A 23332-nucleotide genomic window follows, 5' to 3' on the forward strand; every position below is an offset into this window, starting at 1 on the left:
TTGTCAGTTCTGACTGACCAAAGTACTCACGAGGAACTACAGCAGGAAGGTGCCGCGGGCGACGACGACGGCGCTGCCGGCGACCTCCACCAGGTCCACCTGGTCCGCGCTGCCCTCGGCGGTGGCGTACATGTGCGAGGTACGGCCCATCTCCACGCCTTGCTGGATCTCGATCCTCGTGCCGAACGGCACCAGACCGTGGCGTCCTAAGTGGATCGCCAGCGGTCCCGCGCCGGATCCGGTCGCCGCGTCCTCCGCCACGCCGTACGCGGGGGAGAACATCCGCATCCGCCACTGCGTGCCCGAGCCGGCGAAGCAGATCGCGGACATGTCCTCGTGGTCGGCCAGGGCGAGCAGGTCCGGGCGGACGGCCGAGAGCGCGGGAATGTCCGGCATTCCCACATAAACATGTCTCGGGCCGTTCCGATACTCCGTCACCGGCAATGTGGACGTTTCCAGGCCGAGTGCCACGAGCAGTTCCTCGGTACGTTCGTAAAGGCGGTACTGCGGAATCGGCTGGTTCATCCTGGCCCAGCGAACGACGCCGTCCACCCGGTCGAATTCGAACGGGATCGTGCCCATCTGGGTTTCCATCAACAGCCGGTCGCCGGGGAACGTCTGGCCGAGCACGAACGCCGTGCCCATCGTCGGATGGCCGGCGAAGGGCAGTTCGTTGACCGGGGTGAAGATCCGTACGTGCACGTCACCGCCGTTGCGGGGCGGTCCGACGAAGGTCGTCTCGGACAGGTTCAGCTCGCGCGCGATGCGCTGCATGCGCTCCGCCGGAATATCCTCGGCGTCGGTGAACACGGCGACCGGATTGCCGGTCAAAGGTGTATCGGTGAAGACATCGGCGACCGTGTAGTCGTGCATTTTGTTAGGCTACCGGGAAACATGCCGTCCAGGCGTGGGTTTTTCCCTGGTTGGACGACCGTTGACAGGATTTCCCAGGCCGGAGTTACATGGTACTCGCGTATTGTCGATACTTGCGAGGTAGAGACAAAGCCATGACCGTCACCACCGAGACCGAGCTGCGTCGCCGTAACCGTGCCGTGGTCGAGGACTACATGAGCAGGTACGGCGAAAACCGACTCAGCCGCTACCTCCTGTTCACCGAGGACGGTAGCGCCGGACTGTACACAGGGGACACTGAGACACCGATCGTGTCCAAGGGCCACGAGAAGCTGAAGGCGCACGGCGAGTGGTCGCTGAAGATGTTCCCGGACTGGAAGTGGTTCAACCTTGAGGTCTTCGAGACCCAGGACCCCAACAGGTTCTGGGTGGAGTGCGACGGCGAGGGCAAGATCCTCTACCCGACGTACCCGCCGGGCTTCTACCGCAACCACTTCATCCACTCCTTCGAGCTCGCCGACGGCAGGATCGTCACGCAGCGGGAGTTCATGAACCCGTACAACCAGCTCCGGGCGCTGGGCATTGAGATCCCGGTCATCAACCGAGGCGGCATCCCCACCTGAGAGGGTTCACACCGTGAACGTCGACCTGAAGGCCGCGCAGGACGCGGTCGAGCTGATCACCGGCGGCTGGCGCGCGCAGTGCCTGTACACGGCCGTCAAACTGGGGATTCCCGATCTGATCGAGGCCGGCACGACCACGAACGCCGAGCTGGCCGAGGCGACCGGCGCCAAGGAGGAGGGCGTCCACCGGCTGATGCGCCTGCTGGTGGCGATGAACGTCTTCGAGGGCAACGGTGACGGCTATCGCAACACGGCGGTGAGCAACGTCCTGCGGAACACACCCGACTCGTTGCGGGACATGTGTCTGCTGTACGGCGAGGAGTTCTACACCGCCTGGGCGCACGCCAAGGAGTCGATCACCACGGTCACCGCCGGTTTCGAGATCGCGTACGGCGAACCGCTGTACACGTACCTCAGCCACGACGAGGACGCGACCGAACGGTTCCAGCTGGCGATGAAGGCCGGGAACCTGTTCTTCGACTACGTGCCCGAGGTGGTCGACCTCGCCGGCAAGACCTTTGTGGACGTCGGCGGCGGCCCCGGCCAGCTCACCGCCGCGATCCTCAAGGGTGTGCCGACCGCGCGCGCCAAGCTGCTGGACCGCGAGCACGTCATCCCGGTCGCCCGTGAGAACCTGTCCCGCGAGGTCGGCCTCGACCGGGTCGAGCTGTACCCCGGCGACATGTTCAAGGGTGTCCCGGAGGGTGGCGACATCTACTTCCTGTGCCGGGTCCTGGCCGGCTGGAGCGACGAGGCGATCACCGGGGTGTTCGAGAACTGCCGCAAGGCCATGAAGGACTCGTCGTCGCGGCTCATCATCCTGGAACGGGTCGTGGTGGACGAGGACTCGACCGTGCTGCCGGCGTTGTGGGACCTGCACCTGCTGATGACCAACGGCGGCCGGCACCGGACCGTGGAGAAGTTCACGAAGCTGCTGGGCAATGCCGGCCTGGACGTGGAACGGGTGGCCGACCTGCCCGTGGAGACGACCGCGATCATCGCCGCCGCGAGGGCCTAGGCGATGTGCGGTATCGCGGGTTGGGTGGCATTCGATGCCGACCTCACGACCCAGCGCGACATCGCGGAGGCCATGACGGAGACCATGGCCTGCCGTGGCCCGGACGACTCAGGCACATGGGTCCGACCGCATGTCGCGCTGGGCCACCGTCGGCTGGCGATCATCGATCTGCCTGGTGGCCGTCAGCCGATGGTCGCCGGGCCGGCGGCGATGGTGTACAGCGGTGAGGCGTACAACTTCACCGAGCTGCGGCGGGAACTCGAAGGCAAGGGCCACAAGTTCCGGACCGACAGCGACACCGAGGTCGTCCTGCACGGCTACCTGGAGTGGGGCGAGTCGCTGGTCGACCGCCTCAACGGCATGTACGCGTTCGCTGTCTGGGACACCCGGTCGGAGAAGCTGGTGCTGATCCGGGACCGGCTCGGGGTCAAGCCGCTGTACTACTACCCGACCCCGGACGGTGTCCTGTTCGGGTCGGAGCCCAAGGCGATCCTGGCGAACCCGGCGGTGCGCCGGGTGGTGGACCTGGACGGGCTGCGTGAGCTGGTCGCGTTCGCACAGACGCCGAAATGGGCGCTGTGGAAGGGAATGTACGAGGTCGAGCCGGGCACGATCGTCACCGTGGACCGGTCCGGCGTGCGGTCCCGGACGTACTGGCGCCTGGAGGCACGGCCGCACACCGACTCGTTGGAGACGACGATCGACAACGTCCGTTCGCTGATGACGGACATCGTGCACCGCCAGCTCGTCGCGGACGTGCCCCGCTGTGTGCTGCTGTCCGGCGGCCTGGACTCGTCCGCGGTCACCGGCCTGGCCGCGGAACACCTTGCCGCGCAAGGCGAGCAGATCCGGACGTTCTCGGTCGACTTCGTGGGCCGCGAGGAGACGTTCAAGGCCGACGAGGCCCGGGACACCCCGGACACCCCGTTCATCCGGGACGTCGTGGACATGGTGCACCCGCAGCACAAGTTCGTCACGCTGGACGCGAGCGTGCTCACCGACCCGGAACTGCGCCGCAAGGTCATCCGGGCCCGGGACATGCCGATCGGCTTCGGCGAGATGGACACGTCGCTGTACCTTCTGTTCCAGGCGATCCGCGAAGAGTCCACTGTGGCCTTGTCGGGGGAGTCGGCGGACGAGGTGTTCGGCGGCTACCGCTGGTTCCACGACCCGGAAGTGGTGCAGACGGACAACTTCCCGTGGCTGGTGTACCAGAGCGCGATGAGCGGTGACCGGTCCGCGATCATGTGCCCGCACCTGCGTGAACCCCTGGACATCGCGACCTACATGGCCGACCAGTACGCGACTTCGGTGGCCGCGGTCGACCACCTCGATTCCGACGACAGTTTCGAACGCCGGATGCGGACCATCTCGTACCTGCACCTGACCAGGTTCGTCCGGATGATGCTGGACCGCAAGGACAGGGTGTCCATGGCGGTCGGTCTCGAAGTGCGCGTGCCGTTCTGCGACCACCGCCTGGTGGAGTACGTGTACAACGCGCCGTGGTCGATGAAGTTCTTCGACGGCAGGGAGAAGAGCCTGCTGCGGGCGGCCACCTCGCATGTCGTGCCGCAGTCCGTGCAACAGCGGCTCAAGGCGTCCTATCCGTCCACTCAGGACCCGAGTTACAACGCCGAACTGCAGCAGCAGGCCAAGGAGGTCCTCGCCGACCGGGACCACCCGGCGCTGGCGCTGATCGACTGGGACTGGCTCACCCCGGTGATCGAGCGCGACCCGGCCGACATCCCCAGCCATGTCCGCCGGGGCATCGACCGGATCCTGGACCTGTACCACTGGTTCGACATGTACCGGCCGGAAATCGAACTGCCCTAGAGCTGGATGCTCTGCCCGGCGGTGAAGACGGCGACATCCGCCCCGGACCGCTCGGCCTCGTACGCGAAGAACGACTCGACGACGTCCATGCCGATCGTCGACACGTAGGCGTCGTGGATCGAGTACGCGCGGTCCGGGGCGATCTCGCGGAGATAGTCGAGCATCTCCGCGGCCTTCAGCCACGGCGCGTCGCACGGGGTCAGCAGCGTCCGCACCCGCTGCCCGGGGACGGTGAACGAGTCCCCGGGGTGGAACACCTCGCCGTCGACCAGGAACCCGTTGTTGACCACGACCGGGATGTCCGGGTGGACCACGGCGTGCCGTTCGCCGTACACCTGGACGTCGAAGCCCGCCACGGTGAACCGGTCCTCGTGCCCGACCCGCTGGACGGTCAGGTCCGGCGCCAGGTCGGCGACCGCGCGGTTGGCGTAGATCCGCAGGCCGGGATTGTCCGCCTGGGCCCGTCGCAGCCGGTCGGCGTCGAAGTGGTCGGCGTGTTCGTGCGTGATCAGGACGGCTTCGACCCCGTCGAGCGCCTCCGGCTCCGGCGAGTACAGCCCGGGATCGATCACGATGGCCCGCTGGTCCTTGTCCAGCCGCACGCAGGCATGCCCCAGTTTGGTCACCCTCACGGACAACATCATCCCAGGCTCCCCAAACGTCCCTATGATACTCTTCACGGGGAAGGATGGGGAGCGATGCTGTACTCGGTGGAGCAGGTGGCGGACCTGCTGGGGCTGCATGTCAAGACCGTGCGCGGCTACGTGCATGACGGCCGGCTGAAGGCCGTCAAGGTCGGCAAGCAGTACCGGATCTCCGGTGACGACCTGGCCGCGTTCACCGGCCAGGACGTGTCCCGCCGGCACGTCGAGGTTTCCGGCATCGTGCAGGTCGACGACGTCGACTTCGCCGAGATGGGCCGGATCAGCGCCATGGTGATGGCCTTCGTCGCCACCCCCTACGACGACGAGCGGCTGCGCGTGGAGACCATCCACGACCAGGACCGGGCCAGCCTCAAGATCATCGTGGTCGGCGGCCTGACCCGCACGGCCGACCTGCTGAAGTTCATCAAGACCATCACGGAGTGACAGTGCTGCAGAACATCAACGGCGTGCCCGTCGACATCCTCGACCCCGACGGCCCCCGGATCCGCACCGAGCAGGACGCGGTCGACACCATCGTCAGCGAGCTGGCGGCCGACTGGACCGTGGTCCCGATCAGCAGGCTCGACCCGGACTTCTTCACCCTGAGCACCCGGGTGGCCGGCGGGATCGTCCAGAAGTTCGTGAACTACCACCGCGGCCTGGCGATCATCGGCGACGTCTCCCCGCACGTCACCGCCAGCGAGCCGTTCGCCGCGTTCGTCCGCGAGTGCAACCGTGGCAGGCACACCCTGTTCGTGTCCGATGTGGACGACCTGGCCGCCCACCTCACCCGCCTGGCCGGCCGACCCACCTACACCGGCTTCGGCTCCCGGCACGCACCTGAGTGAACTGGCCTGGATGCGCGAGCCAAGGCATCATGTAGGTGTGGGTAGCGACGGATCGACCGCCCCGCGTCCTGGCTGGCATCGGGACGCGGCGGTTCCGCACGAACTCAGCGAGCTCCATGGCCCGACAGATGGTTCGATAGGACTGCCGGCGCGACTGTTCTGGTCGGGCCCTGATCCACGATCTGTCCGATGGGACCTGACCGACCCCTCCCGACGGCGGGACTTCTACGAGATCGTCCTGGTTCAAGGCACCCTGGACGACGTGCGCGAGCTGCTGGACGGCGCCGCGCTGATCCAACTGTGGGACGTGATGTACCTGCCGAAGCGGGTGCGGTCGGCGTGGCAACCCCTGGTGGACTCGGGACGCACGGCAGCCTAGGCACATGCCGCTCGACCCCTGCAGGACCGGATCGCGCTGAACCTGCCGCAAGCCCGGACACTCGCGCTGGCCCGTGGTGGCGCGATGATCGCCCATGGTTTCGTCGACCGAGCCACCAAGGACGTCGACCTGTTCACCGAGATCGACGACCAGGAAGCCATCCGGGGCGTCGTGGCCCTGCGGCAAGCGCTTGAAGCTCAGCGGCTCACCACGCGGGATACCGAGCGGCCACCGCTCGACCATCGTTTCGTGGCGGTCGACCCCGCCAGTGGGGCCGAATGCACTGTGGAGATCTTCGCGGACGGCGGACGGCTCCGCGGCCTTGTCACACTTGACATCGGCCCGGTCCTCCACCCCGACGACCTGGCCGCGGACAAGGTGCTTGCCTTGTGGGACCGTGCGCGCCCGCGTGACTATTTCGACGTCAACGCCCTCCTTGGGCACTACGGCCCGGATCGGCTTCTTGAGCTCGCCGCGGCCAAGGACTCCGGTTTCAGCGCAGCTACCTTTGTCGACTCACTCCGCGCGATCGCCCGGCTTGGCGAGGCGGACTGGGCTGAGGACGGCGTTCCCATTGAGGACGTCCACCATCTGCGTGCCACCTTCGACGCGTGGCGGCGGAGACTCGGTGAGTCTGGCTGACGCCTCCGATCCCGGTGTTGCGGCTGTGTTGCGCACGGGGCGTGACCATATGGCTGTCCAACCGTTCAGGAGGACCTGTCATGTCCCGTTCGCTCGACATCGGCTTCGACATCGACGGAGTGCTGTACCCATTCGTCCAGGTCATCGCGGGGTACGCGACCAAGCAGCTCGGTCGTCCCTGCACCGACAAGGCCGACTCATGGGACTGGTACCAGCGGCAGTGGGGCCTCAACCACGACGAGTTCTTCGCCCTCTGTAGCCGCGGTGTACGCGACGGGGTCCTCTACACGGAGGGCACTCCGCTGCCCGGTGCGGTGCGGGCCGCCAAACGGCTCGCACGCGCCGGCCACCGGTTGCACTACATCACCGCCAGGGCCTTCGCCGGCATCCCGGCTCCGGTCGCCTGGCACCGTACCGCGGAATGGCTGCAGAAGTGGACGTTCCCGGTGCACTCGCTGACCATCGCCGGCGACAAGAACTGCCGGCCGACCGACGTGTTCCTGGACGACTCCACCGATGTGATCAAGGCGTTGGAGGCCGCCGGCCATCCGCGCGCGGTGCTGTGGCGCCATTCCGCGAATCAGACGCACACCGGTGCCGCCGTGTCCTGTTGGGACGCTTTCCTGGAGATCGTGGCGGCCGAGTCCGGCCCCTTGCCCGCTGTCGGCGCCGGCTATGCCGTTTACTGAGTGAGGGATGTCCCATGTCGCAGTGGCACGAGTTCGTCGACACTTTGGCGACGACCGAACATGAGCGCATGACGTTGATGGAACGCGTCTTCGACCCGATCAGCGTGCGCAACCTGGACCGGCTCGGGGTCGGCCCCGGGTGGCGGTGCCTGGAGGTCGGCGCGGGCGGCGGGTCCGTCGCGCGGGCCATGGCCGAGCGGGTCGGCGGCCGCAACGTGGTCGCGACCGACCTGAGCACGATCCTGCTGGGCCCGTTGACCGAGTTGGGGGTCACCGTGCTGCGGCACGATGTCCTTGTCGACGAGGCGCCGGGCACTTTCGACCTGATTCACGCCCGGTACGTGGTGGACCACCTGCCGGACCGGGAGACCGCGATCCGCCGGTTGGTGTCCTGGCTGAAGCCGAACGGGGTCCTGCTGATCGAGGCCGGGACGACGTTGCCCGAGTTGTCCTCGCGGCGGGCCACGAAGCTCGCCATGGAGGCCGGGAACGCCGCGCTGGCAACGAATCTGGGTACCGACAACAGCTGGGCCCGGACGCTGCCCGGTCCACTGTGGGCGGCCGGGCTGACCGGCTGCGCCGCTGAGGCGACCGCGCCGCCGGTGATCGGCGGTTCGCCGATGGCCACCTGGCTGCGGGCGAGCTACCAGCTGCTCGGCGACAAGATCCTGGACACCGGCCTGCTCGGCCGGGACGACCTGGACGCGGCGTACGCCAGCTACAGCGATCCGTCCTTTGTGGACTACACGTGGCTGACCGTGTCCGCGTGGGGCCGTAAGACGTCCTGACCGAGATCGAGCACGACGGGTCGAACGGCACGTCGTGCTCGTCCTTGTAGACTCCGGTGAAACGGCCGAACCGGACACCTGTTCACTGCTGTATCGTGGATCGCGTGCCTCTCGCTGTTCGGACGAGTGCACTGGGGGATGACACGCTCCGGGTCGAGGTGCTCGGTCCGGTCCGGGTGGTGGTCGCCGGCGTCGAGGCCGGGCTCGGGCCCGCCCGGCAACGCGCCGTGTTCGCCGTGCTGGCGACCAGGGCTGGCCAGACGGTGTCGCGGGCCGAGCTGGTCGAAGCGGTGTGGGGCGGGAGTGCCCCGGCCAGCGCGGACGGCAACGTCTACACGTACATCTCCGGACTGCGCCGGGCCCTGCGGAAACACGGCCACGACCTGATCGACTCGGTCGGCAACGGCTACTCCATGCGGCTGGCGGCCCGCCAACTGGACGTCGGACGGTTCGAGGAGCTCTGCGGGCAGGCCGGCGGGCTCGCCGCGCAAGGCGATCACCGCGGCGTGGCCGAGACCCTCGGCGAGGCCCTGGTGCTGTGGCGAGGCAAGGCGTTCGCTGGTGTGCCTGGCCCGTACGCCGAACAGGAACGCGGCCGGCTGGAGCACGCCAGGCTGCGGGCGGTCGAGAAGTACGCGGCGGCCCGGCTGGAACTGGGGGCGCACGTCGAGGTCGCGGCCGAGTTGTCGCCGCTGGTCCGCGAGCATCCGCTCCGGGAGTCGTTGCGTGAACTGCTGATGCTCGCGTTGAGCCGCAGCGGCAGGCACGCCGAGGCGTTGGACGTGTTCGCCGACACCCGCGAGACCCTGCTCCGTGAGCTCGGCATCGAGCCGGGCCCGGCGCTGCGGGCCGCGCACGCGCAGGTCCTGACCGGCGGTGTCCAGGCCGCGCCGCCCGTGGCCCGGCTGCTGGTCAAGCCCTGCCGGGCGGCCACAGTCGGCGACCGGCTGTTCGTCGGGCGCGTGGCCGAACGGGCGCTGCTGCGCGAGCGGGTGGCCGAGGTTCAGGCCGGCCGTGGTGGCGTTGTCTGGATCGAGGGCGAGGCCGGGATCGGCAAGTCCGAACTGCTCGCGGTCGCGTTGTCCGATGTGGACGGCCGGGGTCCGCAGCTCGGCTGGGCGGTCGCGGACCAGCTGTCCCGGCGGTTCCCGCTGCGGGTCGTGCACGAGTGCCTCGGCCTTGACCGCGGCGCCGACCAGCCGGTCCACGCGGCGGTCGAACGGATCTGTGCGGCCGGCCCCACGATTCTGGTGATCGACGACCTGCACTGCGCGGACGACGCGAGCGTCCAGCTGTGGCAGCGGCTGATCGAGATGACCAGGCGCCTGCCGCTGCTGTTGGTGACGACGGTCGAACCCGGGGAGCTGTCCGAGTTGCGGCGGCAGATCGTTGGCGACGTCGTCACCCTGCCGCCGCTCAGGCTGCCCGAGGTCGAGCTGCTGATGTCCCGGCTGGTCGGCGGCCGACCGGGACGCACCCTGCGCCGGATCGCGGCCAGAGCCGGCGGGAACCCGCTGTACCTGCGGGAAGTCCTCAACGCGATGATCGTGGACGACGCCGTCGAGGTGATCGACGGCATCGCGCACGTCGAAGAGTCGCATGCGGAGACCGCGCCACGAACGCTTGTCGCCGCCGTCGAACGGGCCTCGAAGTCGTTGCCGGAAAGCACAAAGGACATCCTGCGTTGGGTGGCTGTGCTCGGCAGCGAGGCGAGAGTCGACACGATCGCGACGGTGTCGGAACGACCGGTCTGGTACCTCGTGCGCGCGGTGGCCGTCGCGGTGGCCGCGGACGTTCTCACCGACGACGGCCCACGCCTGACCTTCCGGCTCCAACTGATGCGCGACACGGTGTACGCGGGCATCGCCGCGCCCACGCGCAGCGTGCTGCATCGGCGTGCGGCCAAGGTGCTCGCGGACGCGGGAGCGTCGGAGAGTTGTGTGGCCGAGCAGGTGGTCGCCGCGGGCATCGATGTGGAGCCCTGGGTGGCGCCTTGGCTCGTTGACAACGTTGACATGTTGTCGAGCCGTACTCCAGAAATCGCCGCTGACCTGCTTGAACTCGTCCTGGACTCGCTGGATCTCGGCGACCCGAGCCGGGAGGTCCTGTACACCGCTCAAGTCCGGGTTCTGTTCCGGCTGTCGCGTGACCCGGAGGCCCAAGCCCGGCACGCGCTCGCGATGTCGACCGACCCGGTGCGCTCGGCCGAGCTGCGCCAACTCCTCGCCGCCATCGTGCACCGGCACGGCAGACGCACGGAGGCAGTCGCGACGCTCACCGAGGCCCCACTGCCCGACGACCTGCCGGAAGCGTGGCGGCTGCGGCACAAGGCACTGCTCGCGCACCTCGGCCGGGACGTGTCCGACCTGGACATCGCCGAGATCAGCGCGAAGGCCGCGTACCACGAGGCGGTCGGCGACGGCGACGACTTCCTTGCCGCGCACGCGTTGCAGACCCGGTGGCTGGTGGACTCGGTCCGCCGCGAACACCTCGCCGCGCTGCGCCACGTCGACGAGGCCATTCACGCCCTCGGTGCCGAGAAGTCGTTCGCCGGCATGCGGTTCGACCTGCTCGACAACAAGATGTTCACGCTGCAGAACCTGGACCGGCTCGACGAGGCCGACCAGGTGCTGGCCGCCGCGACCGAACTCGGCGACCTGCCGTTCGGGATCCAGGTCGCCGCGGCCGTGCACCACTACTGGCGCGGCCGGTGGGACGAGGCGCTGCGGTGCCTGGCCGACGTCACCGAGTCCGGGCCGTCGATCACCTACGCCGGCCTACTGGACGCCGGCCCGGCCAAGCTGCTGACGCACGGCCTGTCGGCGTTGATCGGCGCCCGCCGAGGCGACGGCGCCGCGGCCGCGGCCCACTTGGAGGCGGCGGAGAAGTTCCTGGTCACGACCAGTTCGGAACGGGAGAACTTCGACTTTCTGCTGGCCGCGCGGGCGCTGGCCGCCGTTCAGGCCGGCGACCAGCGGTGGGCGCTGGACGAGATGACGCCCATGCTCCACCCCGAGTACGACGGGATGATGCTGCGGCACCAGTGGCTGCCGGTGTACGTCCGGCTCGCCATGGTCGTCGGCGACCACGAACGGGCCGAGCAGGCGCTGGCGATCGCCGAGCAGGAGGCCGCCAGGGAACAGGTGCCGGCCAGGGCGTTCAGCGGCCTGCACCGGGTGCTCGCGTTGATCGAGCGGGATCCCGAGCCGGGGCTGGTCGCGGTCGACCACTATCGACGGGTCGGCCGGCCCGCCGAGCTCGCGGCCACGCTGTCGGACGTCGCCAGGCTGTTCGCCGCCCGTGGCGACACCGAGGAGGCGCGGGCCGCGATGACGGAGTCGCGGGCGATCTTCGGCCAGCTCGGCGCCGACTGGGATCTGGAGTGGACGGCGACGCGGCGGATCAGATGACGCCGGCGCGCAGTGCGTACGCCACGGCATGGGCGCGGTTGCGAAGGTGGAGGCGGGTGGTGAGGTTGAAGATCACGTTCTTGACCGTGCGCTCCGAGTACGCCAGCTCCTTGGCGATCTCCTCGGTGCCCCAACCCTCGGCGATCAGCCGCAGCACGTCCACCTCCCGCGGCTCCAACCCGGACGCGCTCAACCCGTTGGGCACCAACACTTCCTGTTGCAGCACCTGGATCCGGCGAAGGAGCGTGCCCAGCACGTCCCGCGGCATGACGCCGTTGCCCGCGGCCGCGGCCACCACGCAGTCGACCACCTGGTCCCCGGTGGCTGAGCTCTTCGGCAGGATCGCGACGACGTGACACTCCACCAGCGTCAGCAGCGGCGCCTCGGCCAGTTCGCCGGTGATGAGCACGGTTGGCCGGGCGCCGTCGTCCGCCAGCGCGCGCAGCCGCGTCAACGCCTCTGGCCCGACCCGTTCGGTCGAGAACAACTGGACGTCGGCCTGGTCGGCCTGGTCCACCACGGTCACCTCCGGGCGGGACCGCAGGTAACTGCCGAGTCCCACATAGGTGATCGGATCGGTGGCCTGAATGACAATCCTTATCCGTTCCATCGCGCGCCTTCCCCACCTTCGCGTTCGCGGATCGGGAATGAGTCTCGGCCATCGACCTACACGAACTCTTGCCGCGCCGGGAACGAACCCGCGCGTAACCTTGACGGACATAGTGACGCATGTCATACCGTCAGTGGGATAGCCTGCCAACCGGATCAGGGGTGGCGATGGCGAACGAGCTGGTAGAGCCCTTAAGAGTGCGGGTCCTCGGCGCGGTCACGGCGTGGCGCGGCGAGGTCGAACTCGACCTCGGATCGGGTCGCCAGCGCGCGGTGTTCGCAGCTCTCGCCCTTCGGGTCAATCGCGTTATCACCCGGGAGGAACTGGTTTCGGCGGTCTGGGGCGAAAACCCGCCGAACGGGGTCAGCGGCAGCCTTTACACATACGTTTCGCGACTGCGCCGGGTCCTCGAACCGGACCGTTCCCGTTGGTCGGGCGGGCAGACTCTGATCTCCGAGGGATCCGGCTATTCATTACGTCTCGAACCGGGACAATTGGACGTTCTTGAGTTCGACCGGCTCAGGGAAATGGCCAACGAGCGGTGGAACCGGCTCGACCTGCCGGCCGCGCAGGCGGCCTTGGACGCCGCGCTCGCCCTCTGGCGCGGCGAGGCGCTGGCCGGCGTCAACGGCCCGGCCGCCGAGCTGCACCGCGAGCGGCTGACCGAGCTGCGGGTGGCCGCGTACGAGCGACGCGCGGAGATCATGCTCAACTCCGGGGACATCTCGGCCGCGGTGACCGAGCTGTACCGGCTCGCCAGTGCCCATCCGGTTCGGGAAAGCCTGCGCGAGCTGCTGATGACCGGGCTGCACCGGGCCGGCCGGGACGCCGAGGCGCTGGCGGTCTACCAGGAGACCCGCCAGGTCCTCAACGACCGGCTGGGCATCGAACCGGGCGCGGCCCTGCGCCGCGTCCACAGCGAGATCCTGGCCAGGCCGGCACCGGACAGGCAGACGCCGATCCTCGCGAAACTGACCCGCCCGGACGTGTTCGTCGGCCGGGTCGCCGAGCTCGCCGCCCTGCGTGGGCGGCTGGCCGACGTGCTGCACGGCTCGGGCGCCACGGTGTGGGTCGAAGGCGAATCGGGCATCGGCAAGTCGGCGCTGCTCGCCGCGGGGTTGGCGGACGCGGCCGAGCGCGGCGGCCAGCTGCTGTGGGCCGCGGGCGACGAGGTCGGGCGGCGGTTTCCGCTGCGTCTGTTCATGTCCGCGCTCGGGGTGGACCAGCGGTCGCCGGACCCGCGGCGCGCCGAACTGGCCGACCTGGTGCACGGCGAGCCCGCGGCCCGGCCGGCGTGGCAGCCGGACGACCCGGTGCTCGCCGCCGTCGACCAGCTGGTCGGCCTGGTCGAGCAGCTGTGCTCGGACGGGCCGGTGATCGTGGTGCTGGACGACCTGCAGTGGGCGGACGACGCGAGCCTGCTGGCCTGGCACCGGTTGGCGCGAACGACAAGGCAGCTGCCGTTGCTGCTGGTGGGGGCGTGCCGGCCGTTGCCGCGCCGGGCCGAACTGGATCAGCTCAGGTCCGTGGTGTCGCTGTGGAGCGGGGACCTGCTGCGGTTGGGGCCGTTGGCCGAGTCGGGCGCGGCCGAGCTGGCCGGCCGGCTGATCGGCGCGACCCCTGGGCCGGCGTTGCTTGGCCTGATGGACAGCGCCGCCGGGAACCCGCTGTTCGTCCGGGAGATCGTGCAGGCGTTGGTGCGGGACAACGCGGTCGTCGTCGCCGGCCAGGTGGCCGACGTGGACGAACTCGACGACACCGAGCTGTCGTCGGCGCACTCGGCGCTGGCGTCGGTGGTGACCCGACGGACCGGGCACCTGGCCACGACGACCCGGGACGGCCTGCGGTGGGCGGCGCTGCTCGGCGTCGAGTTCGATCTCGGCGACCTGGCGACGGTGCTGGGCCGGCCGGCTTCGGAGCTGGTGCCCGCGGTCGAGGAGGCCACCGCGGCCGGTGTGCTGCGGCCGGCCGGACAGCGGTTCGCCTTCCGGCACCCGTTGGTACGGCGGGCGTTGTACGAGGCGATGCCGCCGGCCGTGCGGGTCGCGCTGCACCGGCAGGCCGCGGAGACCCTGGACGCGGCCGGTGCCCCGGTGTCCCGGGTGGCCGAACAGCTGCTGGGGGTCCCGGTCGACGGCTGGGTGACGGAGTGGCTGGTGGCCAACACCAACGCGGTGGCCCGGCGGTTCCCGTCGCTCGCGGCCGACCTGCTCGCCCGTGCTCTGGACAGCGGGGGCCTGCGGGACGAGGCGCGGGAGACGTTGACGGTCCGGTTGGCTCGGCTGTCGTTCTGGCTCGGGCGTTCGCCGGAGGCGGAGATCCGGGCGGTGCTCGGGATGACGTCGGACCCGGACCGGGTCGCCGAGATGCGACTCCTGTTGGCGTACTTGAGCTACCGCGCCGGCGACAACGCGCGCGCGACAGAGGGGCTGGAGCAGGTCATCGGCGACCCGGACGTGCCGGAACAGTGGCGTGCGCGCCATCAGGCGCTGCATTGCATGGTGTCCCGCAGTGGGCTGGACGACCCGGCGACGGCGGTCGGCGCTGGGCGTGCCGCACTGGCTGAGGCCCGCGCGGCGCGGAACCCGTTCGGGATCGCGATGGCGTCCCAGTTCCTGTGGCAGACCGCGTCGATGCTGCGCCGCCATCAGGAGGCGCTCGACCACATCAACGCGGCGATCGCCGCGGTCGCCGGCCGGCCGGAGTGGGGTGACGTGCTGCTGTCCCTGGTGGACAACAAGGTGTTCACCCTGCAGAACCTGGACCGGCTGGCGGACGCCGGGCAGGCCCTGGCCGAGGCCGAGCACCTGGTGACCCGCCTCAGCCTGCCCAGCGGCCCGCACATCGCCGCCGCCGTGCACTGGTTCTGGCTGGGCCGATGGGACGACGCGTTGGTGGAGCTCGACGCCGTGGTCCGTGACGGCCGCGAGATCACGTTCTACGGCCTGCGCCAGCATGGCGTGCTCCAGCTCCTGCATGGCGTGATCGGTCTGATAGCCGCGCAGCGGGACGACTCGGTGCTGCTCGAACGGCACCTGAAACTCGGCGTGGATCCCAGGCCGACCCCGGAAACCAGGGAAAGCCACGACTTTCTGATCGTGGCCCACGCGGTGGCCCTGGAACAACGTGGCCGGCCGGCGGAAGCCCTTGCGGCCCTGAAACCGTTCCTGGACGTCGACTACTCGCCGATGATGCTCCGCCACCAGTGGCTGCCGCGAGTGGTCCGGCTGGCGTTGGACCAGGGCGACCGAACCCTGGCCGAACTCGCGATGTCCGTCTGCGCGACGGAAGCGGAGCGGGAGACCCACCCGGCGCGGGCCGCGGCCGCTCTGCAGTGGTGCCGTGGCCTCCTCGAAGCGGACGCGGGAGCCCTGCTCACGGTGGCCAAGCACTTCGCCGCCACCGGCCGTAAAGTCGAACAGGCAGCGGCCGCCGAGGACGCCGCCGCCGTGCTGGCAGCCGGGGGTCAGCTGGACGAAGCCCGTACCTCGCTGCACGACGCGTTGATCATCTATACCGAACTGGGCGCGACCTGGAACGCTCGAACGGCCGAAGCCCGCCTCGGCCTGCGCCCGCCGGCAGCGGCCCCCGGCCTGTTGTCCCGGATGGAGCGGAAAGTGGCCGAACTGGTGGCGGTGGGCTGGTCCAACGCGGACATCGCGGCGAAGCTGACCCTCTCCCGCAGCATGGTCCAGACGCACCTGACCAGGATCCTGACCAAACTGGAGGTGGACTCCCGCCTGGCGGTGACCGTCCACCTGCTGGACTGATCCATGCAACGCTCCCTGCCGCCGCGGTCAATAAGAGTCCGTGCACAGGATGAGTGATCTCGACGGATTGCCGGCTTTGGCGGAGCTGTACGACGAGTACGCGCGTCCGCTGCACGGCTACCTGTCCCGGCGTGTCGGCCCTGACATCGCCGACGACCTGGTCGCGGAGACGTTCCTGCTGCTGTGGGAGCACCGACATCGCTACGACCCGACGCGGGCTAGCCCGCGGGCGTGGCTGTACGGACTGGCCGGCAACGTGCTGCGTGGACACGTCCGCACGGAGGTTCGGCGGCTACGGGCTTGGGCGCGGCACGGCGCCCAGGAGGTGCCTGGCAGCGAGCTGAGCAGCCGTGTGGTGGACATCGCGGACGCGCAAACGCTCGCCGGCAGGCTGGCCGCGGCCGTCGCCGGGCTACGGGCCCAGGAGCGGGACGTGTTGCTGATGGTCGCCTGGGGCGACCTGACTCCCGTGGAGATCGCCGAGGTGCTCGACGTCCCCGTCGGCACCGTGCGCAGCTGGCTGCATCGGGCGCGCAGCCGGCTCCGGCGGCTGGTGGAAACCGACCAGCCCGCCCAGGAAACCACGAAGGAGGTTCCCCGTCATGCGTGACAATGACGACCAGGTAGATCTCGCTGTCCGAACCCTGGCACCCGACGTGCCGCCGATGTCCGACACCGCCTTCACCGCCGGACGTGACCGGATCTTCGCGGCCGTGTCGGACGTACCCCGCCGACGTCGCCCGGTGGGGCGGTGGATCGCCGCCGCGGCGGTGATCACGGTCGCCACAGTGGGTGTGCTGAACTTCGGCGGTCCCGGACTCACCCCCAACGCCGAAGCGGTCGCGGTGTTGACCGACGCCGCCGACGTGACCGTGCACACCACGGACATCCCGGTAGCGCCCGGACAGTTCCGGTACGTCAAGGAGAAGAGGTCGCGGTGGATGGGCGTCGTGCTCCACGGAGCCAGCTCGGCCAACTGCTGGTTCCGGTACGAACAGACGGAGGAGACGTGGATCCCCACTGACCTGAACCAGGACTGGCTGCGTCGCACCACCCACACAGATCCGTTGGAAACCAAGTCCTGCACCAAGGAGGAAGCCGAGAACGCGCCGTTCCACACCTCCACGGTCACCCCATGGGAGTCCCGCGCGAAGCGGGGAAAGTTCCGCGATCCGGACCGGGTGGCCCGGCCAGACTCCGGCGGCCATCCGCTGGAAGGCCAGCCAGCCCCGGAGATCCCCGCCAACATCTTCCACCCCACACCCGAGTTGCTCGCCGGACTGCCCCGCGACCCCAGGAAACTGTTCATCGTGCTGCGGGACTCAACCTGTCTCGCGGACGCCTGCGCCTTCGTGGGCGCCCAGGACATGTTGGGCACCGGCCAGATCCCAGGCGAACTGCGCGCCGCCGTCTACCGTGCGATGACCAGGATCGCCGGCATGAAGGTCGCCGACCGCCAGGCCAACCTGGACGGCCAAACCGGCATCGCGATCCGACTCACCGACCCCCACCGGGTCCGCGACATGATCGTCGACCCCAAAACCGGCGACTACATCGGCGCCCGGACCGTCCAGGACAGCCCAGCCGGCCCGTTGTCCGAGTCGAGTTCGGTGACCACCGGAGTGGCGAACACCCTTGGGGCGCCACCAAACCAGTGACCGGCACCGGACGGACCCGCTCGCGATCGGGGGCGAGCGGGTCGCCGTCGCTAGTGCTGTGACCGGGTAGGTTTGCCGTGTTATCGGCGGATCCAGGTTTCCACTGGGCGTGCGGCCGGAAGGTTCTCGTACCGGGTTGTACTTGGGCCTTTCGGCCGTGCGGCCAGTGGGAAGCTGGGCCGTCGAGAACCGGTGAACCTATCCGGTCACAGCACTAGTTCAGCAGGAAGATCTTGAACTCGAAGTTGTTGTGGTTTCCGTTCCAGTAGCCGAAGCCGGAGGCGGCCGCGAACACTTTCGACCGGGTGTGCAACAGCTGGAAGACGTCTTCGGCGGTGTCGTTGGCCCGTTGGACGTGGGCCTGGTCGTCGGAGGCGAAGACCAGGACGAAGCCGACCGCGCGGTGGGTCGGGTCCTTCTGGTCCAGTTGGGCGTTCACCTGGGCCAGCAGGGCGTCCGCGCCGCCGGCGCGGTAGGTGTTGGGGCTCATCGCCACGGTGAGGTCGATGTGGTTGGGGTCCAGGCCGACGGGGTGGGCTGGTGGTGGCGGGGTGGGTGGTGCGGTCGGGGTTGGCTTGCGGGTGGCGGGCTCGCCTGAGCTTTTCGCGGGCAGGGTGGTCAGGCCGGCGACGAGGAGGATCAGGAACAGGTCCGCGAAGAGCCAGCCGGCGAGCATGGTCATTCTCGAACGGTTCTGGTTTGTCATTGGTAGCCGTTGCTCGAGTCCATGTGGGTCACCACGTGCCTGAGCCGCAGGATCAGTTCGTTGAACTGTTCGGCGCGTTCGTTCAGGCCTTTCAGGGACTCGCCCAGCAGCTTGGTGGACTGGCTGACTTCGGTGGCGAGTTCGTGGTGGGCGTGCGCCTCGTGCCTGGACAGGGTACGTTCGGTTTCCAGTGCGGTGAGCAAGCGCTTGGTTTCCTCGCCGATCTGGGTGGCCATCCCGGTCAACGCGGTCTGCACGGCCCGTAACTGGTCGACGGATTCCTGGGTGCTTGCCAGGCGTGCGCCCAGTTTGGTCAGCTCCTCGGCGGCGGCTGTCCATTTCTCGAACATGTCGTGCAGCTTGCTGCCGGGGTTGGTGTTCACCGCCGCCGTGATGTCCTTGCTGCTCTTCTCGAGCGCGGTCCGCAACAGCTGGGAGCTGGTCGCGACCTGGGTTCCGATCGTGCCGAGGTCGGTCACGGAGACGTCGGTCAACGGCACCCGGGCCAGCCGAACGGACGCCTCGCCGAGCAGCACCGCGAGCTCCTGCTGTCGCTTTTGGACTCTCAAGCCGTACCGGCCACGGACCATGTGGGCGATCAGGGTCAGTCCGATGACCGCCAGCACGACCACGGCCACGACCGTGGCGGACGCCGACAGCGGCTCGGTACCGTTGTCGAAACCCTGCTGCCAGGCCAGCATGAACGGCGCGGTGCCCTGATAACTGTTGTACGCCACCAGGGCGTCGGAGATCTTGAACCAGGTGTAGATGATCGGCACGAAGATCAACAGGTCCCGGAACAGCTCCAGGCCGCCGGCCAACCGACGCAGCCACGGCGCGTCCTCCGGCAGCATGACCGCGGGGTCGTAGTTCTTGGCCAGGTCCACACCTGCCAGCTCGGCCCGGTTCGTCCGGGTCAGCGTGACGGCCAGGTCGCGCAGGGCCTTCTCGCCGGGGGAGTCGCCTCGGGCGAGTTTGTGCAGGTCCTTCGAGATGTCACTCAGTAGTCGCGTCACGTCTGCTTCCGGTGGTCGGTGGGGCGACGGAACACGAGCGACCGCAACCCGTTGCCTTTGGCGGTGGTGGCGGGCTCGTCGAGATGGTGGGCGTGGTAGTAGGCGAGCCGGATCTGGCGGTGGATCACCTCTCGCTTGACCGGATCGGTCAGGACCGCGTCAAGCGCGTGCAGCAGCACAGGATCCGCCCGCGCCGCGAGCTCCACGACGGCGTCGAGACCGAGCGTGCGCTTGGGCAGCGCCCCCAGGAGTGCCACAAGATGACCGGAGACCTGCTGTTCGGTGTCGGCGAACTGGCGTACGGCGTCGATCAGCACACCACACGCCATCAGCACCCGTACGTCCTGAATGGACACCTTGGTACGCGAACACAAAGCGCCGTATACGGTTCGCGCGTTGTCCGGGTCGGCGGCCGCCCGGTCGTCGATCCACCGGACCACGTCGGCGTACGGCTGGGCCGCCGCGATCCGTTCCAGCAGAACTCTCCCGTCGTGCATGGAAAGCAGGGCACGCGCGACGTTCGCGACCCGGTCCAGGTCCCGCGGCGCGTGCCGGGCCACTAGGTCCAGCGGCAGCGGACCGACCGCGGCGAGCCGCTTCAGCAACTCGCGGTCCGTCGGCGCGATGAACACCCTGCGAGCGGCCTCGTCGACGAGGATCGACAGGACCTGGTCAGGCAGGCGCCGATCCAACGCGTTGCCGAGATCACGCGCCGAGGCACCGCCAGCCACCGCCCGTATCCGCTCAAGTGCCTCCGGCCGAACCAGATTGGCCAACACCTCACGGCGGAGCCTAGGCAGCCGGGCCAGGTCGGCGAGAACACCAGGGGCGAACTGCGCGGCATCCGCCCAGGCCCGCGCCCCCTCAGCGGTGACCGGCGGTTCGGCTCGTTGAACGTGGGCGACGCCGTCCACGCCGTCAGCCGTGTAGGCGTCGACGGCCGCGACGGCGAAGCCCGCGACGATGGGTTCCGGGCTGCTGGCTGTGTGCACGAGCCGGCGGCGGGCCGCGGCGGTGACGGAGACCGGTGCCTGGCGTAGGAAGACCACGGTCGGCAGGTGGCGTCCGCTGTCGTCGGCCTCGTCGCTGGCGAACGTCGGGGTACGCCCGATCAGGTCGCCGAGCGCGCACGTGACCGCCAGCGGGTCGGCCTCGCCGATCACCGTGTACCCCTCCCCAGGCCCGCCCAGGACCTGGGCGAACAGGCTGGCGAGCCGCTCCGGCGGCAGGGACTGCGCCCGGCACCGCAGGTCCCGGACGCCCCGGTCGGCGGCGGGTGCCAGCGCGGACCACGACAACACGTCCGGGTCGAGCGTGTCCCAGCCGGTCCACGACGCGAGCCCCAACGCGTGCTGCGCCGACAGTTCCCGGCACAGCAGCACGTGCGCGGCCGATCCCTGCCGTCCGTCGTCGCCGACCGTGGTCACCTTCCGGACCAACGCGCCGATGCCGCTGTGCGCGACGAAGGTGAACGCCGGGTCCGGCCCGACCGCCCACACGTGGTCCCGCAGGTGCCGGTCCCAGCTCCCCAGCCCGTTCTCGGACAGGGTGGTGCGCACCGGGCCCATCCCCCGCGTACCGAGCAATGTGGACGGTGACCAGTCGTACCGGATCTGGTGGACGGCCTGGTTCATGTCGTTCCCCCGCCCAGCAGCCGGTCGTCGAGGATCCCGGTCATGGCGAACACCGACAGCAGCGGCTTGAGCACCCGGCACTGCCGGAACGCGCCCCGGAACGTGTTGTCGGTGGCGGGACCGTTGGTCGCGGAGGCGAAATGCAGGGTGCTGCGGTAGCACTCCTGCGCGGGCCGCAACCATTGCCTGGCACCGCGTCGGGTCAGATACGTGTACACGTCCTCGCTCTCGTGCTCGACCGTGCCCAGCGCGACCTCCTCCTCGCCGCTCCCTCGCGCGAGCCAGTCGCCGACCGTCGCGTCCTCGAACCGGACCAGGTCGGCCTTGGCCACCACGACGGCGGCGGCCACAGGCAGGAACGACGGTCCCGCCGGCCGCGGCCTGGAGTCCAGCCGCCGCAACGCCACGTCGAAGCTCGCGTCCCCGGGCACGTGCTGTCCCGGCCGGCTGGGCAGGGACTCCGGGTCGACGACGAACACCAACGCGTCCGCCGAGGCGTAGAACCGCACTTCGTCGTCGTTCGGCTGGACCAGCCGCTCGCCGGCGAGGTCGAAGAACGTCACCGCGAACGACTGGTTGTGCGCGTTGGTGACCTTGAGCGCGTCGCAGAACTCCACGACGGCGTTGGCGCGTGTCTGGGGGAGCCGCAACCGGTGCGTGATCAACGGCGTGACGTAGTTGGTGACGTACCGCTGGTGGATGGCCAGGTCCAGCGGACCGACCCGGAGGCCCAGCCCGGCCAGCGCGGTGTCGTTGGAGCACAGCCGGGAGATCATCGCGGCCAGCAGGTGGGTCTTGCCGGCCTTGGCGTGGCCGATCATGCCGATGGTGACCGGCGTGTAGTCGCCGTAGTCGTAGGGCAGCATGTGCTGGCCGAGCGGACCGGCCTCGCCGCACGGCCGGTAGGACGTGATCAGCCTGTCCCGCCAGGACTCCTCGCTCTCCAACGGATCACGCACGAGCAGCTCGAACACGCCGTTCTCGTCCATCCGGTACGGCTGCGTGGCCGTCCAGTTGATCCGCCGGTGGCAGATCGGGCAGTGGACGGCCGTCACAGCAGCACCGCCAGAATCACGATGAGGGCGACGATCACGCCGACCGCGCCGATCACGACGGCCGCGATCTCCCCGCTCGATCTCGAAGATGTCGGGCGGGGCAGGGAAGCCCAGGTGGTGGCTTGCCGGCCGGCGTTGCGGGGCATGTTCGCCCAGGCGGTGTAGTCGGCGCGGAAGCGGGCCTGGCGCCCGCGCAGGCCCCGGAACTCGTCGCGGACCGCTTCCTCCTTGCCGAGCAGCTGCTGCCACTGCACGCCGTGCGGCCGCCGGTCCAGCCGGTTGAGCAGGTCACGCGTGGTGGGCCGCTGTCCCGGGTCGGGCGCGAAGACGTAGTCGATGTCGGCGCCGGCCACGAGATCCCGGCGCAGCAACAGGTCTCGCAGTTCGATGTCCTGTACCTCCTCGATCTGCCGGCGTAACGCCGCGCGGTCGTCGGGCGGCGGCTGTCCCACATGGACGTGGTAGATGACGCGCCCGGCGGCCACGACGTCGTCGCCGTGGTGCGCTCGGCGGCCGTCGGGGTACTCCCCGGACAACGCGGCTTGTCCGAAGTCGACGATCTGCAGGCTGGACCCGTCCCAGTGCAGGGTGTCCATGCTGATGGCGCCGTGCACGATGCTGGAGACGCGCAGCAGCTCGACCGCCTGCAGCAGGTCGGTGATGATCTTCCGGCGGACCGGGTGGGCGAGCGGCCAGCCCGCCGGGTCCCTGGCCAGGTCCGCCAGCGGCCGGCCGCGGTAGCTGACCACGGTCGACACCGGCGAGCTGTCGAAGTTGTATCTCAGACATTTGGACAGCAGTTCGCCGCCGCGTGTCTCCAGGAATTGAGCGACTTCGAGCTCGCGCCGCAGACGTCGTTCCGCGGCTGCTTTGTCGACCGCGATCTTGTGCGCCACCGGACCGTCGGAGACATTGTGACCGAGTCGGTACCGGATACCGGAAGCCTGCCGTTGACTTCCGTTGAAGTCGATCGTATAGAGCGTCGGTGCGACCGTGTGTGCATGGTATGGCACGAGTTCGATCTTCTCTTCGGCCATCGACCATCCTCGTTCGTCGACCCGACGGTTGGTGTTTCAGGATACAAGGCTATTGAGTACGCTTGAATGGTGTCCCCATTGGATGGTGAATGTGTACCAAATCGGTGTTCAGCCTGGTCG

General features: G+C 69.1%; 21 protein-coding genes. 13 read left to right on the forward strand and 8 right to left on the reverse strand.

Features of this window, described 5'->3' with window-relative positions:
- Positions 1-36: 36 nt before the first annotated feature.
- A complete protein-coding gene (locus EV192_RS39720; protein WP_132123828.1) occupies positions 37-873 on the reverse strand; it encodes a PhzF family phenazine biosynthesis protein in 837 nt (278 codons plus the stop codon).
- A 134-nt stretch (positions 874-1007) separates the two neighbouring features.
- Between EV192_RS39720 and EV192_RS39725 the strand changes: the two genes are divergently transcribed.
- Genes EV192_RS39725 through asnB form a run of 3 tightly spaced genes read left to right on the forward strand, consistent with a single transcriptional unit; the run spans position 1008 to position 4326 of the window.
- A complete protein-coding gene (locus EV192_RS39725; RefSeq protein WP_132123829.1) occupies positions 1008-1475 on the forward strand; it encodes a PhzA/PhzB family protein in 468 nt (155 codons plus the stop codon).
- 13 nt (positions 1476-1488) lie between these two features.
- Positions 1489-2493: a methyltransferase gene (locus EV192_RS39730; protein ID WP_132123830.1), complete on the forward strand. Its 1005-nt coding sequence runs from the start codon at positions 1489-1491 to the stop codon at positions 2491-2493.
- Between the two features lie 3 nt (positions 2494-2496).
- On the forward strand, positions 2497-4326 hold the full coding sequence (gene asnB / locus EV192_RS39735) for an asparagine synthase (glutamine-hydrolyzing) (RefSeq protein WP_132123831.1): 1830 nt from the start codon (positions 2497-2499) through the stop codon (positions 4324-4326).
- Here asnB and EV192_RS39740 read toward each other — a convergent pair.
- Positions 4323-4958 carry an MBL fold metallo-hydrolase gene (locus EV192_RS39740; protein ID WP_132123832.1) on the reverse strand — a complete coding sequence of 212 codons (636 nt, stop codon included), beginning with the start codon at positions 4956-4958 and terminating at the stop codon, positions 4323-4325. The genes asnB and EV192_RS39740 overlap by 4 nt on opposite strands.
- Positions 4959-5024: 66 nt before the next feature.
- On the opposite strand from EV192_RS39740, the gene EV192_RS39745 reads away from it, so the two are divergent.
- From EV192_RS39745 to EV192_RS39775, 7 genes are all read left to right on the forward strand, one after another.
- On the forward strand, positions 5025-5414 hold the full coding sequence (locus tag EV192_RS39745; RefSeq protein ID WP_132123833.1) for a helix-turn-helix domain-containing protein: 390 nt from the start codon (positions 5025-5027) through the stop codon (positions 5412-5414).
- Positions 5411-5818 carry a DUF4180 domain-containing protein gene (locus EV192_RS39750; RefSeq protein ID WP_132123834.1) on the forward strand — a complete coding sequence of 136 codons (408 nt, stop codon included), beginning with the start codon at positions 5411-5413 and terminating at the stop codon, positions 5816-5818. Before EV192_RS39745 ends, EV192_RS39750 begins: the two co-directional genes overlap by 4 nt.
- 37 nt (positions 5819-5855) lie before the next feature.
- Complete coding sequence (locus EV192_RS39755; protein WP_132123835.1) at positions 5856-6197, forward strand: hypothetical protein; 342 nt, start codon at positions 5856-5858, stop codon at positions 6195-6197.
- An 84-nt stretch (positions 6198-6281) separates the two neighbouring features.
- Positions 6282-6839, forward strand: coding sequence for a nucleotidyl transferase AbiEii/AbiGii toxin family protein (locus tag EV192_RS39760; protein WP_132123836.1), 558 nt, complete (start codon positions 6282-6284; stop codon positions 6837-6839).
- Between the two features lie 80 nt (positions 6840-6919).
- Positions 6920-7528 carry a 5' nucleotidase, NT5C type gene (locus tag EV192_RS39765; RefSeq protein ID WP_132123837.1) on the forward strand — a complete coding sequence of 203 codons (609 nt, stop codon included), beginning with the start codon at positions 6920-6922 and terminating at the stop codon, positions 7526-7528.
- A 14-nt stretch (positions 7529-7542) separates the two neighbouring features.
- On the forward strand, positions 7543-8316 hold the full coding sequence (locus EV192_RS39770) for a methyltransferase domain-containing protein (RefSeq protein WP_132123838.1): 774 nt from the start codon (positions 7543-7545) through the stop codon (positions 8314-8316).
- 104 nt (positions 8317-8420) lie between these two features.
- On the forward strand, positions 8421-11726 hold the full coding sequence (locus EV192_RS39775) for an ATP-binding protein (protein WP_165960870.1): 3306 nt from the start codon (positions 8421-8423) through the stop codon (positions 11724-11726).
- On the opposite strand, the gene EV192_RS39780 is transcribed toward EV192_RS39775, so the two are convergent.
- On the reverse strand, positions 11719-12336 hold the full coding sequence (locus tag EV192_RS39780) for a helix-turn-helix transcriptional regulator (protein ID WP_132123840.1): 618 nt from the start codon (positions 12334-12336) through the stop codon (positions 11719-11721). The two genes, EV192_RS39775 and EV192_RS39780, sit on opposite strands and share 8 nt — an antisense overlap.
- A 167-nt stretch (positions 12337-12503) precedes the next feature.
- Here EV192_RS39780 and EV192_RS39785 point away from each other — a divergent pair, with 167 nt between their 5' ends.
- From EV192_RS39785 to EV192_RS39795, 3 genes are read left to right on the forward strand one after another with little or no spacing between them, the layout of a single operon-like run.
- Positions 12504-16106 (forward strand): BTAD domain-containing putative transcriptional regulator, encoded by a 3603-nt coding sequence (locus EV192_RS39785; RefSeq protein WP_165960871.1) that lies wholly within the window; start codon positions 12504-12506, stop codon positions 16104-16106.
- A gap of 49 nt (positions 16107-16155) precedes the next feature.
- Complete coding sequence (locus EV192_RS39790; RefSeq protein WP_132123842.1) at positions 16156-16716, forward strand: RNA polymerase sigma factor; 561 nt, start codon at positions 16156-16158, stop codon at positions 16714-16716.
- Positions 16709-17764, forward strand: a complete 1056-nt coding sequence (locus EV192_RS39795) for a CU044_5270 family protein (RefSeq protein WP_132123843.1) — start codon at positions 16709-16711, stop codon at positions 17762-17764. The genes EV192_RS39790 and EV192_RS39795 overlap by 8 nt, the downstream gene beginning before the upstream one ends.
- A 214-nt stretch (positions 17765-17978) precedes the next feature.
- Here the strand turns inward: EV192_RS39795 and EV192_RS39800 are convergent, their stop codons facing one another.
- From EV192_RS39800 to EV192_RS39820, 5 genes are read right to left on the reverse strand one after another with little or no spacing between them, the layout of a single operon-like run.
- Complete coding sequence (locus EV192_RS39800) at positions 17979-18446, reverse strand: hypothetical protein (RefSeq protein ID WP_132123844.1); 468 nt, start codon at positions 18444-18446, stop codon at positions 17979-17981.
- 20 nt (positions 18447-18466) lie between these two features.
- Complete coding sequence (locus EV192_RS39805) at positions 18467-19486, reverse strand: hypothetical protein (protein ID WP_132123845.1); 1020 nt, start codon at positions 19484-19486, stop codon at positions 18467-18469.
- A complete protein-coding gene (locus EV192_RS39810) occupies positions 19483-21120 on the reverse strand; it encodes a hypothetical protein (RefSeq protein ID WP_132123846.1) in 1638 nt (545 codons plus the stop codon). Before EV192_RS39810 ends, EV192_RS39805 begins: the two co-directional genes overlap by 4 nt.
- Positions 21117-22175: a hypothetical protein gene (locus tag EV192_RS39815; RefSeq protein WP_132123847.1), complete on the reverse strand. Its 1059-nt coding sequence runs from the start codon at positions 22173-22175 to the stop codon at positions 21117-21119. Before EV192_RS39815 ends, EV192_RS39810 begins: the two co-directional genes overlap by 4 nt.
- The gene (locus tag EV192_RS39820) at positions 22172-23212 is read right to left on the reverse strand and encodes a protein kinase family protein (protein ID WP_132123848.1); all 1041 of its coding nucleotides are present in this window, start codon (positions 23210-23212) and stop codon (positions 22172-22174) included. The genes EV192_RS39815 and EV192_RS39820 overlap by 4 nt, the downstream gene beginning before the upstream one ends.
- Positions 23213-23332 lie beyond the last annotated feature (120 nt).

It is taken from the genome of Actinocrispum wychmicini (assembly GCF_004345645.1).
Taxonomy (GTDB): Bacteria; Actinomycetota; Actinomycetes; order Mycobacteriales; family Pseudonocardiaceae; genus Kibdelosporangium; species Kibdelosporangium wychmicini.